The sequence below is a fragment of the Actinoallomurus sp. NBC_01490 genome (assembly GCF_036227085.1).
Classification (GTDB): domain Bacteria; phylum Actinomycetota; class Actinomycetes; order Streptosporangiales; family Streptosporangiaceae; genus Actinoallomurus; species Actinoallomurus oryzae.
The window spans coordinates 8,279,944-8,295,230 of sequence record NZ_CP109433.1 but is presented as its reverse complement, the minus strand read 5'-3'; the positions used below and the strand labels follow the sequence as shown (position 1 = coordinate 8,295,230).

Here is a 15,287-nt window from a genome sequence, read left to right as displayed (position 1 = left end):
CGGCCCCCTCCCGTCGATCAGCCCCCCCGCCAGGAGGAACACATGAGAAGACACCCCCGATGGCGATCATTACTGGTCGCCCTGTCGCTCCTGTCCGGCGCGCTCGTCGCCGGGCAGAGCGCGCGCGCCGCCGACGTCCAGTGCAAGGTCGACTACACGGTCAACGACTGGGGGTCCGGCTTCACCGCGAACCTCACGCTGACCAACCTCGGCCCGGCGATCAACGGCTGGACGCTGAAGTACTCCTACGCCGGGAGCCAGAAGCTCACCCAGGGCTGGAGCGGCGATTGGTCCCAGTCCGGCAAGGACGTCACCGTCGCCAACCTGAGCTGGAACGGCACGCTCGCCACGAACGCGAGCGTCAGCCTCGGCGCCAACTTCACCTACAGCGGCACGAACGCCGACCCCACGTCGTTCTCCCTCAACGGCACGACGTGCACCGGCGCGCACCAGGCGCCCACCGTCACGCTGACCAGCCCCGCCGCGGGCGCGACCTACTCCGCGGGCGCGACGGTTCCGCTGGCCGCCACCGCGGCGGCGGCCGACGGCGCGTCGATCAGCAAGGTCGAGTTCTACGACGACACCACGCTGCTCGGCACCGACACCTCCGCGCCGTACGCGTTCGACTGGACGTCCGTGCCGGCCGGTGACCACTCGCTGTACGCCAAGGCGTACGACAGCCAGGGAGCCACGGCCGAGTCGACGCCCGTCGGCGTGCACGTCGTGAGCGGGCCCGCGGTCGTCGCGAGCCCGGCGGCCCTGGCGGTCCAGCAGGGCAAGAGCGGGACGTTCGGCGTGAAGCTGTCCGGGCAGCCGTCCGGCAACGTCACGGTCACCGTCACCCGCACCAGCGGGAACACCGGGCTGTCGGTCTCCGGCGGCGGCACGCTGACCTTCACCCCGGCGAACTGGTCCACCGCGCAGAACGTCACGGTCAGCGCGGACGACTCCGGCACCGGCGCGGCGGTGTTCACCGCGAAGGCCACCGGCTACGACCCCGCCACGGTCACGGTCACCGAGACCAAGTCCAACGGGGCGTACGAGGACCGGTTCCTCACCCTCTACAACAAGATCACCGACCCGGCGAACGGCTACTTCAGCAAGGAGGGCATCCCGTACCACTCGGTGGAGACGCTGATGGTCGAGGCGCCGGACCAGGGTCATGAGACCACCTCCGAGGCGTACAGCTACCTGATCTGGATGCAGGCGGTGTACGGCAAGGTCACCGGCGACTGGAGCAAGTTCAATGCCGCGTGGGCGCTGATGGAGAAGTACATGATCCCCTCGCACGCGGACCAGCCGACCAACTCCTTCTACAACGCGAGCAAGCCCGCGACGTACGCCCCCGAGCACGACCTGCCCGACCAGTACCCCGCGCAGCTCGACTCCGGCGTGACCTCCGGGCAGGACCCCATCGCCGCGGAGCTGAAGTCCGCGTACGGCACCGACGACATCTACGGCATGCACTGGCTGGAGGACGTCGACAACGTCTACGGCTACGGCGACACCCCCGGCGGCGGCTGTGAGAACGGGCCGTCGACCAACGCGCCGTCCTTCATCAACACCTACCAGCGCGGAGCCCAGGAGTCGGTGTGGGAGACCATCCCGCAGCCGACCTGTGACAAGTTCGCCTACGGTGGCAAGAACGGCTACCTGGACCTGTTCGTGGGCGACTCCTCGTACGCCAAGCAGTGGAAGTACACCGACGCGCCGGACGCCGACGCGCGGGCCATCCAGGCGGCGTACTGGGCCGACACGTGGGCCAAGGCGCAGGGCAAGAGCGCGGACGTGTCCGCGACCGTGGCCAAGGCCGGGAAGATGGGCGACTACCTGCGCTACTCGTTCTTCGACAAGTACTTCAAGAAGATCGGGAACTGCACGAGCCCGAGCTGCCCGGCCGGCACCGGCAAGGACAGCGAGCACTACCTGCTCTCCTGGTACTACGCCTGGGGCGGCGCGACCGACTCCAACGCCGGCTGGGCCTGGCGCATCGGCGACGGCGCGTCCCACTCGGGCTACCAGAACCCGCTCGCGGCGTACGCGCTGGCCAACGACACCGCGATGCAGCCGAAGTCGGCCACCGGCGTGGACGACTGGAAGAAGAGCCTGCAGCGGCAGCTGGAGTTCTACCGGTGGCTGCAGTCCGCCGAGGGCGCGATCGCCGGCGGCGCGACGAACAGCTGGGGCGGAGCGTACGGCACCCCGCCCGCCGGCGACTCCACCTTCTACGGCATGGCCTACGACTGGCAGCCGGTCTACCACGATCCGCCGAGCAACCAGTGGTTCGGCTTCCAGGCGTGGTCGATGGAGCGCGTCGCCGAGTACTACTACGTCACCGGCGACACGACGGCCAAGACGCTGCTGGACAAGTGGGTCGCGTGGGCCACGGCCAACACCACGCTGAACCCGGACGGGACCTTCCAGATCCCCTCCACCCTGCACTGGAGCGGCCAGCCGGACACCTGGAACGCGTCGAGCCCCGGCGCGAACGCCGGCCTGCACGTCACGATCGCCGACTACACGAACGACGTCGGCGTGGCCGCGGCGTACGCCAAGACGCTGTCCTACTACGGCGCCAAGTCCGGTGACGCGACGGCGAAGTCCACGGCCAAGACCCTTTTGGATGACATGTGGACGAACGACCAGGACGGGATCGGCATCTCGGTGCCGGAGACCAGGACCGACTACAACCGCTTCACGCAGGCCTACAGCACGTCCAACCCGAACCATGACGGCGTGTACGTGCCGCAGGGCTGGACCGGGACGATGCCGAACGGCGACCCGATCAACTCCAGCTCGACGTTCCTGTCCATCCGGTCCTGGTACAAGCAGGATCCCGCCTGGTCGAAGGTGCAGAGCTACCTGAACGGCGGGGCCGCCCCGACGTTCAACTACCACCGCTTCTGGGCCCAGTCCGACATCGCCATGGCGATGGCGACGTACGGGCAGCTCTTCGACCAGTGACAAGCCGGTCCCGGGGACGCGAGGGAGCGCTTCCCGCGTCCCCGGGGCCCCACCTCCGCGAGGTGCCACCATGGAATCCGCCCGAACCCGTGCCGCCCTCACCGTCTTAGGCACGCTGTTCCTCCTGCTCGCCCTCATACCGGTCGCCCGTCCCGCCCGCGCGGCCACGCAACTCTGCGGCGCGACGCAGACCGTCGCGGTGAACGGCGGTGAGTACATCGCGCAGAACAACGTGTGGGGCGCGACCACCCCGCAGTGCATCAGCGTCTCCGGCACGTCGTTCACCGTCGACTCCTCCGGTCACGCGAACCCCACGAACGGTGCGCCCGCGTCGTACCCGTCCCTGTTCAAGGGCTGCCACTGGGGCCTGTGCACCACCGGCGGCGGCCTGCCGGTCCAGGTCGGCTCGATGCCCGCGGTGACGAGCGACTGGAGCACCGTCCAGCCGGCCTCCGGCACGTACGACGTGGCCTACGACCTCTGGTACGACACCGCGCCGGCCACCACGACCGACCCGGACGGCGCCGAGCTGATGATCTGGCTGAACAGCCGCGGCGGCGTCCAGCCCGCCGGGTCCCGTATCGCCTCCGGCGTGTCCATCGGCGGCGCCACGTGGGACGTCTGGTACTCCCGCATGAACTGGAACTACGTCGCGTACGTCCGCACGTCCGGCACCACGGCGGTGAGCGGCCTGGACCTGCGCGCGTTCACCCGTGACGCGGTGACGCGCGGCTACATCCAGAACTCCTGGTACTTCATCGACGCCGAGGCCGGGTTCGAGATCTGGCAGGGCGGCGCGGGGCTGGCCACCGGGTCCTTCGCCGTCACCGTGGGCGGCGGCGAAGAGACGCCGCCTCCGCCATCCGGCGCCGCGTGCACCGCGGACCTGCGCGTGGACAACGCCTGGCCCGACGGCTTCACCGCCACGGTGACCGTCACGAACACCGGCGATCGCACGCTGACCGGCTGGTCCGCGGACTGGACGTTCCCCGCCGGCCAGACCGTACAGAACGCCTGGAACGCCACCGTCACCCAGAGCGGCCGGTCGGCGCACGCGGTCAACGCCTCCTACAACGGCGCCCTCGCCCCGGGAGCGGCCACGACGTTCGGCTTCCAGGGCACCGGGTCCGCCGCCGACACGCCCTCGCTCACCTGCACACCCGCCTGAGTCCCTCCCCGGGGGACCCACCCCCGGGGTACTTCCGCCAGAGTCCCGAGGAGGACGCATCCGCATGAATGTCCACGTCCATCGCCCGCGCGCGGGCCGGTCGGCAGCGGTGGGGCTGGCCGCCCTCACGCTCGGTCTCGCCTCGACGCTCGTCGCCGCCGGGTCGGCGCACGCGGCGACCGGCTGTACGGTCGGCTACACCACCAACGACTGGGGTGGCGGCTTCACCGCCGCCCTGAGCATCACCAACCTCGGCGATCCGCTCACCTCCTGGACGCTGGAGTGGGACTTCGCCGGTAACCAGCAGGTCACCCAGGGCTGGAGCGGCACCTTCTCCCAGTCCGGGAAGCACGTCACGGTCAAGAACGCCTCCTACAACGGCGGCCTGGGCACGAACGCCTCGACGTCGCTGGGCTTCAACGGCTCCTACTCCGGCACGAACGTCGCGCCCACGTCGTTCAAGCTGAACGGCGTGACCTGCGACGGCTCCACCTCAGGCGGCGGTGACGGCGGTGGCCCGACCGAGCCCCCGCCGGGCAACGGCGACCACGCCGACAACCCGTTCACCGGTGGCAAGGGGTACGTGAACCCGGAGTGGTCCGCCGAGGCCTCGGGCGACGGCGGTTCCGCGGTGGCGAACCAGCCGACGGCGGTGTGGCTCGACCGCATCGCGGCGATCAACGGGGTGAACGGCGGGATGGGCCTGCGCGCCCACCTCGACGCCGCCCTGGCGCAGGGCGCGAGCTACGCGCAGTTCGTCATCTACGACCTGCCCGGCCGCGACTGCGCGGCGCTGGCCTCCAACGGCGAACTCGGCCCGACGGAGCTCAGCCGCTACCAGAGCGACTACATCGACCCGATCGCCTCGATCATGGCCGACTCGAAGTACGCGAACCTGAAGATCGTTACCTACATCGAGCCGGACTCGCTGCCCAACCTGGTCACCAACGTCAGCGGCAACACCGCGACCACCGCGTGCCAGACCATGCAGCAGAACGGCAACTACGTGAAGGGCGTCCAGTACGCCCTGAACAAGCTGCACGCGATCAGCAACGTCTACACCTACCTCGACGCGGCGCACCACGGCTGGCTCGGCTGGGACAGCAACTTCGGTCCGGCCGCGCAGCTGTTCGCCACCGTCGCCCGCGGCACGACGGCCGGGGTGAACAGCGTCGACGGCTTCGTCATCAACACCGCCAACTACTCGCCCACCACCGAGCCGTACCTGCCGGTCAACGACCAGACCCGCCAGTCGAAGTGGGTGGACTGGAACTACTACGTCGACGAGTCGACCTTCGGGGCGGCGTTCCGTCAGCAGCTCATCTCCGACGGTTTCCCCTCCGGCATCGGCATGGTCATCGACACGTCCCGCAACGGCTGGGGCGGTTCGAGCCGCCCGACCGGCCCGAGCTCGGCCAGTGACATCAACACGCAGGTCGACGCCGAGCGTGTCGACCGCCGGCCGCACGTCGGCGACTGGTGCAACCAGGCCGGCGCGGGGCTCGGCGCCCGCCCGACCGCGGCCCCGGCCGCCGGCTTCGACGCGTACGCGTGGGTGAAGCCGCCGGGCGAGTCCGACGGCGCCAGCAAGTCCATCCCCAATGACGAGGGCAAGGGCTTCGACCAGATGTGCGACCCGAACTACGGCGGCAACGTCCGCAACGGCAACAACCCGAGCGGCGCGCTGCCGGACGCCCCGCTGTCCGGTCACTGGTTCTCCGCCCAGTTCCACCAGCTCGTGCAGAACGCCTACCCGCCACTCTCCTGAGGACACGCGGCGGGCGGGGACGCCGAGGGCGTCCCCGCCCTTCGCGGGACGGAACGGCCGGGCGTGCCCGGCGTGATTCCACGACGCGCTCAGCGGTTCTTCCGGTGCGCGTCCTTGACGAGGACGATGGCCGTCATCTCCTCGATGAGCTTGCCGCGTTCTTCGGCCTTCGACGGGAGGACGCCGGGCGTCGTGCGCAGGAGCTGGGCGTGCCCCAGGTAGGCGGCGTAGGCGAGAGTGGCACGCCGTACGGCGACGGTGGGCGGCACACCGGTCTCGCCGAGCAGCCGCGCGACGTAGCCGATGCGACGTTCGGTGGTGCGTTCGACGGCCGCCGCGACGTCGGGGTGGTGCACGCCTCCGAGCAGTAGGAGTTGTCCGGGGTGCCGCGCGCTGCCCGCCGTCACGGCCGCGAACAGCCTCCGCACCTTCTCCTCCGGGGCGGCCTCCGAAGCCTCGAGCTCGGCGATCACATCGTGGGTCGCGACGGTCTCCCATCGCGCCAGCACGGCCCGCAACAGATCGTCGCGTGAATCGAAGTGCCAGTAGAACGACCCCTTCGTCGCGCCGAGGCTCCGCGCGATCGGCTGCACCGCCACGGCGTCCGGCCCTTCGTTCAGGAGCGCGTGGAGCCCTGCGGCGATCCAGTCCTCCCGGCTACGTCTTCCGCTCACGGTCGCTCCCATCGGTGGCGAAGCACCATACCGGGGCGTATGGTCAGGAACCATACCCTAGCGTATGGAGAGCAACCGAATGGAACCCACCGGCCTCGTCGCCTTCACACTCATCCCGCGGCCCGACTTCGCCGCCACCACGACCGTGTCGGCGGCGAACGCCGCGGACCACACCGCCGAGCGGTGGGCGCGAGAGATCTTCTCCGTCCCCGCGCTGCCGGCGTGGGTCAAGGCGCTGTTCGCGGGGCGTGAGGTCGCCGCGAAGCTGCTGCGCCTTCCCCCGGGGGATCCGGCGATGCTCGCGGTCGACCGGGTCGTCGACGGCGAGGCGGTCATCGACACGGACGACCGGCACCTGCGCTTCGTCGCCACGGTCCGCATCACGCCCGGCCTGGTTCACGTGACCACCGCGGTGCGGCTCAAGGGGTGGCGCGGCAAGCTGTACTTCGCCCCGGTGCGGCTGCTCCATGACACGGTGACCCGGGCAATGATGATCTCGGCTCTCCACCGTCTCGGCGGTCTCCGCACGTCGCCCGCCGCCGCGCGACCGTGAACGGTTCTACGGCTCGGGGCGCCGGCCGGGGGCGATGACGACCGGCCGGCGGTCACCACGACAGGCCGACGCGGTGGGCGGCGGCGTCCCAGGCGGACTCGTCGCCGCGTGGGCGGTAGGCGTTGAGGTCCTGGGCCCGTCGTACGAGGCGACGGCAACAGCCCGAGCGGCGCGCTGCCGGACGCCCCGCTGTCCGGCCACTGGTTCTCCGCCCAGTTCCACCAGCTCGTGCGGAACGCCTACCCACCGCTCTCCTGAGGGCACGCCGCGGGCGGGGACGCCGGGAGCGTTCCCGCCCGCCGCGCGTGCGGGGCTTGCGGGTTGTGAGGGTCGCTTTGAGCCGGCGGGAGCCTGGTAGGGGTGCCTCTCACAGGTGGAAGAACCGCGAGTGCGAGGCGCAATATCAGAGCAACAGCCGTCGGTTGTCACCGACGGCTGTTAGAAAGCCTCCCATGACTCGTCGACGGCAGATCAGTCTTGCCCAGCTTCTCGAACGCCTTGCGCACAAGGTGGCCGAAGCCGCACCGGAGGGATGGCGGCGCGGGCGGGTGAGCGCTGCGGGAAGCAGATCCCGGTCCTCCCAGTACGCCGGCTGGTACGAGCTGTCCGACGGCCGGACGGTCGGCATGGGCGTGGACGTCGTCGGCGATACGTACTGGGCGTTCTACTTCGGCAAGGTGGCACCGGGCCGGCTCGGCATCGAGCTCGTCGTCGAGGCGTCCGGCCGTTACGAAGCCTGCACCAGCCCGGCGGTCGAGCGCACGTTCTCCGCATCCGACCGGCTGCTTCTCGTGCTCGACCCGGAAAATCGCCCGCCCGAGCCGGGCGACGAACAAGAAGGGCCCGAGGACCCGACGTACGCGGGCGATCCGAACGAGGCCGTCCGGCTGTTCCGTGAGTACCTTCGCCTGCGCGCTGGGATCCTCGGACACGAGGGCTACCTGAGCCCGCCGCTGAGCGCGGCCTCACGGGCGCGGCTCCTGCAGGAGCACGACGTCGCGCTGCCGCCCGATCTGGTGGCCCTCTACGGCGAGGCCGACGGCGGGTACGACGAGGACATGCTCTTCGAGAACCAGACCTGGTTCGCACTGGCGCGCACGCTCGACCAGTCCCACTTCTGGGTTCCCACGCTGAAGTGGACGGACGACCCGCTGTGGTCGACGGCCCCCGACTCCGATCCGCCGGGAGCGGTGCGGCGGTCGGTGCACCGCGACGGATGGTTCAGGTTCGCCACGAACACCGGAGGCGACTTCCTCGCCGTCGACCTGGACCCCGGCCCCGCCGGGCGGCCCGGGCAGATCATCCGTCTCGACCGAGACCACGGGGCGTTCTACGTCGCCGACTCCGTCACCACACTGCTGAGACACCACGTCGACGCGCTCCGGCGCGGCGACTACACCCTCCGCACCAACGATCTCAACGCCTCGGACTTCGCAGGCCTCGACAACGCCCAGGACTTCGACGGTCTGGACCCGGAGGACCTCGACCCCGACCTGCTCGACCGGTACCTGGACCAGGAGGGCATGGATCGCGGGGACCTCCGCCTCTACTTGCGCGTCGAGACGGGGCTGCCGCGCAAGCGCCCCGCCACCGTCAGCGACACGACGCGTCGAGCGATACTCCCCGATAGCGATCTCCACCGCGACCTCGCATCCTTGCGTGAGGCTCCGATCGAGGCACTCCGGCTCACCCTCGGCTCATCCGAACCGGCGCCGACCGGCCGCGAATCGGCCGCCGGCGAACCGGTCGACCTGGCACCGCTGGCGGGTCACCCGACGCTGCGCGCCCTCACGCTCGTCTCGGAGCGCCCCGTCGACCCGTACGTACTGCTCACCTTCCCGCGGCTCCGCGGCCTCGACCTCTCCCGTGCCGAGGTCCACGGCATCGAGGTGACCGCGGGGCTCGACGGGCTGGCCCATCTCTGTCTCCGGTACGAGCAGTGGCAGGAGCTGCGGGAGCGGGCCAAGGGGCCATCGCTCCCGGCCGTCGCCCTGGGCGGTGTCGCGTCGCCGCGCGAAACGCACGCCTGGATAGAGCAGTTCGGGGCCGACGGCGAGTTCCACGAGGGGGACCTGAACTAAGCAGGTCGGGCGGTGACGCCTCGGCGTCCCGGAGGGCGCCTTATAGTAGGTTCCGACTATTAGGAGCCGGTGACTATATGGCGAAGCGGAAGATATCCAACACACTTGCGTTGGCCGTCCTGGGTCTGTTGCAGGAGCAGCCGATGCATCCGTACGAGATGGCGTCCGTCCTGCGGGAACGGCACAAGGACAGCAGCTTCAAGATCAACTCAGGCTCGTTGTACGACACCGTCGAGGCGCTGGCCCGGCACGGCTGGATCGAGCCGGTGGAGACCGAGCGCGACGGCAGGCGGCCCGAACGGACCGTGTACGCGCACACCGAACTCGGCCGGGACGAGTTCGTCCACTGGATCGACGAGCTCATCCGCACGCCCGTCGCGGAGTATCCGAAGTTCATGGCCGCGGTGTCCTACCTCGGCGCACTCGGTCCCGACGGCGCGGCGGACGCGCTGGCCGAGCGCGCGGACCAACTGCAGGCGCGGATCGTGGAGACCAGGGCCGTACTGGCCGAGACGGTCGGCTCCGGCCGGGTGCCCCGGCTGTTCATGATCGAGGTCGAGTGCGCGCTGCACGCCTGGGAGGCCGAACGGGACTGGACGCGGCGGACCATCGCCGAGATCCGCGACGGCAGCCTGTCCTGGCCCCGGGTCGAACGGGCCGAACAGGGATGGACCTGGTCCGCACCCGCGGACCAGAAAGGACGGAAATGACCGACGTGCTGATCGTGGGAGCCGGACCGGCCGGGCTCCTGCTCGCCTGCGAACTCCGGCTCGCCGGCGTCGACGCGGTCGTGCTCGAACGCCACCCCCGGCGGCCGGACTTCTGCCGGGGCTTCAACCTCAACGCCCGCGCCCTGGACCTGCTGGCGCGCCGCGGGCTCGCCGACCGGCTCATCGCCGAGGGCCGGCGGGTTCCGCACGCCGCGTTCTCCGGACTGCCGGTGACGCTCGGCCTCCCCGGCGCGCACACCGACCACCCGTACTCCCTGGGCATCCCGCAGACCCGGGTCGAGGAGGTCCTCGAGGTGCACGCCCGCGACCTCGGAGCCGACATCCGGCGCGGACACGAGCTGCGCGCCCTGGAGCAGGACGCGGACTCCGTCACCGCCACCGTCGCCACCCGCGACGGCGAATACCGCGTCCGGGCGGCGTACCTGGCCGGCTGCGACGGCGGCCGCAGCACCGTCCGCAAGCAGGCCGGAATCGACTTCCCCGGCACCGAGGCGACCCGCTTCTCCCTGCTCGGCGACGTCGAGCTCGCCGATCCCGGGGAGCTGCCGTTCGGCGTTCGTACGGGCCCCGGCGGGTCGGTGTTCGTCATTCCACGCCCCGGCTACGTCCGGATCATCACCGCCGACCCGCGACCGCCGGTGGACAAGGACGCCCAGGTCACCCTGGACCTGCTCCAGACCGCGGTGGACGACGCGCTCGGACGCCGTGTCGAGTTGCGCGCCCCGCGCTGGCTGACCCGGTTCGGCGACGCGGCCCGGCAGGCGTCCGCGTACGTCCGGGGCAGGGTCGTCCTGGCCGGTGACGCCGCGCACATCCATCCGCCGGCCGGAGCGATCGGCGTCAACGTCGCCCTGGACGACGCGTTCAACCTCGGCTGGAAACTCGCCGCCACCGTACGCGGGGACGCACCGGAGCACCTGCTCGGCAGCTACCACACCGAACGCCACGCGGCCGGCGCGCACGTGCTGGCCAACACGCGGGCCCAGGTGCTGCTCGCCAACGCGGGCGACCGGCTCGGGCCGCTCATCGATCTGCTCACCCGTGTCGCCGGCCATCCCGACGGCAACCGCGCCTTCGCCGAGGTCATCACCGGCCTGGACACCCGCTACGACATGAGCCCCGGCACCGACCATCCCTGGCTCGGCCGCCTGGCGCCCAACCTGACACTGGCCGTCGGCGACGGCGACACCGACCTCGCCACGCTGCTGGCCCCCGGCCGGGGGGTGCTCCTCGACCTGGCCGGAGGAAGCGCCGTCCCCGAGCCGGCCGCGCGATGGGCCGGCCGTGTCGACGTCGTCACCGCGGTCTGCCCCGGCCACCCCGAACTCCGCGCCCTCCTCCTGCGGCCGGACGGTCACACCGCCTGGGTGAGCACCACCGATCACGACGGCCTCGTCCAGGCGCTCCAACACTGGTTCGGTCCGTCGGGTAGCCCGCCTGCTGCGTAGTTCCATCACAGCCGCGATCACGTGGTCGTCCTGCTCGCCGGCGAACTCCGGAACGGGTCGCGCCGGTGCACGTGTTCACTCCAGGCGCCAGAGAGCGATGGTCTTCGCCTGGGCGCCGGCGGTGGCGACGGTGCGGCCGTCGGGGCTCAGGGCGAACTGCATGATGGTCCGGGTTCCGGGCCTGGTGACGGTGATGCCGCGGCCGGGGTGCTCCACGGTGGGCGGGGTCCCTGGGATGGTGACGGTGGCCCGCTTCTTGTGGGTGGTCGCGTCCCAGAAGTGCAGGCCCGAGTAGTCGGAGGTCACGACGGTGCGGCCGTCGGTGCTGTAGGCCAGGCCGGTGACGGAGCCGATGTGGCCGCCGAGCGGCCGGCCCTGTTCCTTGCCGGTGGCGGTCGCGAGAAAGCGGACCTTGCGGGAGTCGCTGTCGATGGCGAGGGTGGCGCCGTCCGGGCTGATCACGAGGTTCTGGGCACCGCCGAAGACGTCGAGCGACGGCTTGACCCGCCGCTTGCGGGCGGCGACGTCCCAGAGCCGCACGCCTTCCGAACCGGACTCGTCGACGCTGGCGAGCGTGCTGCCATCCGGGCTGAAGACCAGGATGTGGGCGCTGGCGTCTTCTGCGTCTTCCGACCCTAGGGGTTCGCCGGCCGGCCCACGGGTGACCGGATCGTAGAAGTGGATCCGCCCGTCGTCGAATCCGCTGGCGACGAAGGACTCGCCGTCCGGGCTGAAGGCGATCGCGGTGAACGCCTCGACCGAGTAAGAATCGGACCTGGCGATCTCCCCGAGCGGGCGCAGTGTCGCGGCGTCCCAGAACTGGGCCCGGTCCTCGCTGCCGGTCGCCAGCGTGCGGCCGTCGGGGCTGAAGGCGAGGGCCTTGAAGATGACGTCGGGGCTCCTCACGGGCGTGGCCCGCTCCTTGCGGTCGGCCACGTCCCACAGCCGCAGTACGCCGTTTTCCCGAGTTTCGATGGACGCCAGGGCCGTGCCGTCCGGGCTGAAGCGGAAGGCATCGATCTGGCCATGGTGCCCCTTGAGGGTGCCGAGCGCCCGCAGGGTGGGGTGTGCCGGGATGGCGACGGGCGGAGGTGTGCGCGGCAGAGGCGGAGCGGTGCTGGAAGCGGCGGCGCCCGTGCCGGCCCGCTTCGCGTGGCCGCTCCCACGATCATCGGAGCCGCCGCGGAAGACCGCGACCCCGGTGGGAACGGCGGCGCCCACGAGGACGGCGCCCACGCCGACGAGGAGACGGCGCCGCGTGACCGCCGGGGCCCCCGTCTCAGGTCGGTCCGACGGTGCGGCCGCCTCGTGCGCCGCTTGTGGGCCGCCGTCCGTCCGGGCCGTCGGCGGGGGTTGCTCGGGCGAACTCGGTATTCGGGGCGCGGCGGTCGACTCTTGGTGGGAGCGGTCGCCTTCGGCACGCTGCCGGTCGTTCCCAGGCCCCGCGTCCTGCGGCTGCTCGTCCATCTGGTCTCCCCCGCCCGGGTCTCGCTCGTCCTCGTCTCCCGGCGCACGGTAGGGGCGTGGTTTCGGGACCGGTCCCGTCGGCCCGGCCCAGGCCGGCGGTGCGGTCAGTACGACCGGTGCCCGGAGGTCTGGGGATCGGCTGAATCGGCGGACTCATTCTTGATCTTTGTCGAACGCCGGGGAGGCCGGCGGCGTCTGAGGGGGCATGAGCCCAAGCTGCGAACGGTGTGACGGGCCGCTGGTGCCCGTGGAGTACGGCATGCCCGTCGACGACGAGCCGTACCGGCGCCACGAACGTCGCGAGATCTACTTCACCGGCGGGTGCATGGGCGGGCCGGAGCCGTGGTGGTGCTGGTCGTGTGAGAAGCTCGCCGACCCCGAACCGCGTCCCCCGCACTCGCTGACCGTGGAGGGCTACCAGCTCTCCGTGCTCGGCGACATGCGCCGCATCGCTCCGGAGGCCCGCTTCGACCCGCCGGCGCCCTACGACGACCCGCCGGCTCACCTGGTGGAGGACGCCGATCAGTGGAGCGCGCTGGACATGCCGAAGATCAAGGACCTGGCGGCGATCCTGGGCGACCCGGTCAGCGGCGGCTCCCACCGGCACCGGTTCGCCCTTCCGCTGTGGCCCGATTTCTGGCTTGAGCACACGAGCCTGGACACCGAGGTCGCGCAGTACGTCATCGACCGGCGGTTCGTGCGCAGGTCGGGCGAGCCGATGCGGTCACCGGACGATCTGCGCCCGTGGTCCGTCCTGCGGCTGGAGGCCGAGGCGTTCTTCGGCTGGGAGCCCACCCGGATGCCCAACGCGTACTTCCACGTCGTGCCGTTCGAGCTCGAAGGACGCCCGGTGAAGGCGTATTTCGTCCATGACCTCCTCATCCAGGTCTCGAAGTCCTCGGAGGATTAGGTACGACACAGCCAGATCTGGGTGACCTGGAGGCGCAGGCGTCCAGGTTCCGGTGCCGCCGGACTGACCGGGACTGCGCGGCCGGGGGTCAGGACAGGCCGATGCGGTGGGCGGCGCGATCCCAGGCGGACTCGTCGCCGCGGGGGTGGTAGACCGTGAGGTCCTGGGTTCGGCGTACGAGATCGCGCGGGTCGGTGGTCAGGCCGTGCGCGCGGGCCTGGACCAGGGCGTTGCCGATGGCGGTCGCCTCGACCGGGCCCGCCACGACCGGCAGCCCGCAGGCGTCGGCGGTCAGCTGGCACAGCAGGGTGTTGCGCGCTCCGCCGCCGACCACGTGCACCACCTCGACCGGCCTGCCGGACAGCCGGGCGGCCTCCCGGATCGCGGCGCGGTGACCGAGGGCGAGGCTCTCCAGGACGCACCGTACGAGCTCCGCGCGTCCGGCCGGGGGTCGTTGGCCGGTGCGTTCGCAGTACGCGGCGATCCGCGCCGGCATGTCGCCGGGCGGGATGAAGGACTGATCACCGGGGTCGACGAGCGCGGCGAACGGTGGGGCCGCCGCCGCGGCGGCGAGCAGCTCCGGCAGGCGCTCCTCGGCGCGCCAGGCGCGCAGCGACTCCTGCAGCAGCCACAGGCCCATCACGTTGCGCAGGTAACGGATGGTGCCGCCGACGCCGACCTCGTTCGTGAAGCCGGCGATCCGGCTCTCCTCCGTCAGCACCGGGGCGGTCAGCTCCACCCCGGCCAGCGACCAGGTGCCGCACGAGACGTACCCGAAGCGGTCGTGTTCGGCGGGCACCGCGAACACGGCCGAGGCGGTGTCGTGCGAGCCGACCGCCGTGACCGGCAGCGACTCGGGCAGCTCGGTCTCGGCGGCGACGTCGGGCCGCAGGGTGCCGATGACCTCGCCCGGCCGCCGCAGCGGCGGGAAGATCTTCGTGGGCAGGCCGAGCCGGGTGATGAGGGGGTACGCCCAGTCGCCGGCGCGCACGTCGTACAGGCCGGTCGTGGAGGCGTTCGTCAGCTCCGCGCCGGCCTCGCCCGTCAGCCAGTACGCGAGAAGGTCGGGCACCATCAGCAGCGTGCGCGCCGACTCCGGGACCGGTGCGGACAGCAGCTGGTAGACGGTGTTGAACGGCAGGAACTGCAGTCCGCCGACGTCGTACAGGGTCTGCGCGCCCACCTCGGCGACGACGTCGTCCATGACGCCGTCGGCCCGGCCGTCACGGTAGTGGACGGGGTTGCCGATCAGGACGCCCGCGGCGTCGAGCAGCCCGTAGTCGACCGCCCAGGAGTCGACCCCGATCGACGCGATGCCCTCCGCGTTCCGCAGGCCGTCCAGCACGTGCCCGTACAGGCCGAGGACGTCCCAGTAGAGCGTGCCCGCCGCGCGAACGGGGCGGTTGGGGAAACGACGCGCCTCGCGAAGCGCCAGTTCGTCCTCGCCCACCCGGGCGATCATCACGCGCCCGCTGGAGGCGCCGAGGTCCACGGCGGCGAATGATCGCGGCTGCATGTCTCCC

11 protein-coding genes are annotated in these 15,287 nt (G+C 71.2%); 8 read left to right on the top strand and 3 right to left on the bottom strand.

Annotated elements, in window-relative coordinates; translation table 11 throughout:
- Window positions 1-42 precede the first annotated feature (42 nt).
- From OG417_RS38190 to OG417_RS38180, 3 genes are all read left to right on the top strand, one after another.
- Window positions 43-2,964, top strand: coding sequence for a glycoside hydrolase family 48 protein (locus tag OG417_RS38190; protein WP_329239707.1), 2,922 nt, complete (start codon window positions 43-45; stop codon window positions 2,962-2,964).
- A 70-nt stretch (window positions 2,965-3,034) separates the two neighbouring features.
- Complete coding sequence (locus OG417_RS38185; RefSeq protein ID WP_329239703.1) at window positions 3,035-4,132, top strand: GH12 family glycosyl hydrolase domain-containing protein; 1,098 nt, start codon at window positions 3,035-3,037, stop codon at window positions 4,130-4,132.
- Between the two features lie 64 nt (window positions 4,133-4,196).
- On the top strand, window positions 4,197-5,900 hold the full coding sequence (locus OG417_RS38180) for a glycoside hydrolase family 6 protein (RefSeq protein ID WP_329239699.1): 1,704 nt from the start codon (window positions 4,197-4,199) through the stop codon (window positions 5,898-5,900).
- An 89-nt stretch (window positions 5,901-5,989) separates the two neighbouring features.
- Here OG417_RS38180 and OG417_RS38175 read toward each other — a convergent pair whose 3' ends face one another.
- Complete coding sequence (locus tag OG417_RS38175; RefSeq protein WP_329239696.1) at window positions 5,990-6,574, bottom strand: TetR/AcrR family transcriptional regulator; 585 nt, start codon at window positions 6,572-6,574, stop codon at window positions 5,990-5,992.
- A gap of 79 nt (window positions 6,575-6,653) precedes the next feature.
- Here OG417_RS38175 and OG417_RS38170 point away from each other — a divergent pair, with 79 nt between their 5' ends.
- The 4 genes from OG417_RS38170 (at window position 6,654) to OG417_RS38155 (ending at window position 11,387) form a co-directional block, all read left to right on the top strand.
- Window positions 6,654-7,127 carry a DUF2867 domain-containing protein gene (locus OG417_RS38170; protein WP_329239693.1) on the top strand — a complete coding sequence of 158 codons (474 nt, stop codon included), beginning with the start codon at window positions 6,654-6,656 and terminating at the stop codon, window positions 7,125-7,127.
- Window positions 7,128-7,579: 452 nt separating this feature from the next.
- Window positions 7,580-9,208 carry an SMI1/KNR4 family protein gene (locus OG417_RS38165; protein WP_329239690.1) on the top strand — a complete coding sequence of 543 codons (1,629 nt, stop codon included), beginning with the start codon at window positions 7,580-7,582 and terminating at the stop codon, window positions 9,206-9,208.
- 77 nt (window positions 9,209-9,285) lie between these two features.
- Window positions 9,286-9,918: a PadR family transcriptional regulator gene (locus tag OG417_RS38160; protein WP_329239687.1), complete on the top strand. Its 633-nt coding sequence runs from the start codon at window positions 9,286-9,288 to the stop codon at window positions 9,916-9,918.
- On the top strand, window positions 9,915-11,387 hold the full coding sequence (locus tag OG417_RS38155) for an FAD-dependent monooxygenase (RefSeq protein WP_329239684.1): 1,473 nt from the start codon (window positions 9,915-9,917) through the stop codon (window positions 11,385-11,387). Before OG417_RS38160 ends, OG417_RS38155 begins: the two co-directional genes overlap by 4 nt.
- A 75-nt stretch (window positions 11,388-11,462) precedes the next feature.
- Here the strand turns inward: OG417_RS38155 and OG417_RS38150 are convergent, their stop codons facing one another.
- On the bottom strand, window positions 11,463-12,623 hold the full coding sequence (locus tag OG417_RS38150) for a WD40 repeat domain-containing protein (RefSeq protein WP_329239681.1): 1,161 nt from the start codon (window positions 12,621-12,623) through the stop codon (window positions 11,463-11,465).
- Window positions 12,624-13,113: 490 nt separating this feature from the next.
- Between OG417_RS38150 and OG417_RS38145 the strand changes: the two genes are divergently transcribed.
- Window positions 13,114-13,764 carry a hypothetical protein gene (locus OG417_RS38145; RefSeq protein ID WP_329239677.1) on the top strand — a complete coding sequence of 217 codons (651 nt, stop codon included), beginning with the start codon at window positions 13,114-13,116 and terminating at the stop codon, window positions 13,762-13,764.
- An 88-nt stretch (window positions 13,765-13,852) separates the two neighbouring features.
- Here the strand turns inward: OG417_RS38145 and OG417_RS38140 are convergent, their stop codons facing one another.
- Entirely contained in the window at window positions 13,853-15,280 is a 1,428-nt protein-coding gene (locus OG417_RS38140; protein ID WP_329239676.1) for a rhamnulokinase, read from the bottom strand.
- Between the last annotated feature and the right edge of the window lie 7 nt (window positions 15,281-15,287).

What these genes read in the sequence shown, in the direction of transcription:
- OG417_RS38165 (WP_329239690.1), top strand. Translation starts at nt 7,580, where the DNA reads ATGACTCGTCGACGGCAGATCAGTCTTGCCCAGCTTCTCGAACGCCTT.
- OG417_RS38190 (WP_329239707.1), top strand. Translation starts at nt 43, where the DNA reads ATGAGAAGACACCCCCGATGGCGATCATTACTGGTCGCCCTGTCGCTC.
- OG417_RS38180 (WP_329239699.1), top strand. Translation starts at nt 4,197, where the DNA reads ATGAATGTCCACGTCCATCGCCCGCGCGCGGGCCGGTCGGCAGCGGTG.
- OG417_RS38140 (WP_329239676.1), bottom strand. Translation starts at nt 15,280, where the DNA reads ATGCAGCCGCGATCATTCGCCGCCGTGGACCTCGGCGCCTCCAGCGGG.
- OG417_RS38185 (WP_329239703.1), top strand. Translation starts at nt 3,035, where the DNA reads ATGGAATCCGCCCGAACCCGTGCCGCCCTCACCGTCTTAGGCACGCTG.
- OG417_RS38160 (WP_329239687.1), top strand. Translation starts at nt 9,286, where the DNA reads ATGGCGAAGCGGAAGATATCCAACACACTTGCGTTGGCCGTCCTGGGT.
- OG417_RS38155 (WP_329239684.1), top strand. Translation starts at nt 9,915, where the DNA reads ATGACCGACGTGCTGATCGTGGGAGCCGGACCGGCCGGGCTCCTGCTC.
- OG417_RS38170 (WP_329239693.1), top strand. Translation starts at nt 6,654, where the DNA reads ATGGAACCCACCGGCCTCGTCGCCTTCACACTCATCCCGCGGCCCGAC.
- OG417_RS38145 (WP_329239677.1), top strand. Translation starts at nt 13,114, where the DNA reads ATGCCCGTCGACGACGAGCCGTACCGGCGCCACGAACGTCGCGAGATC.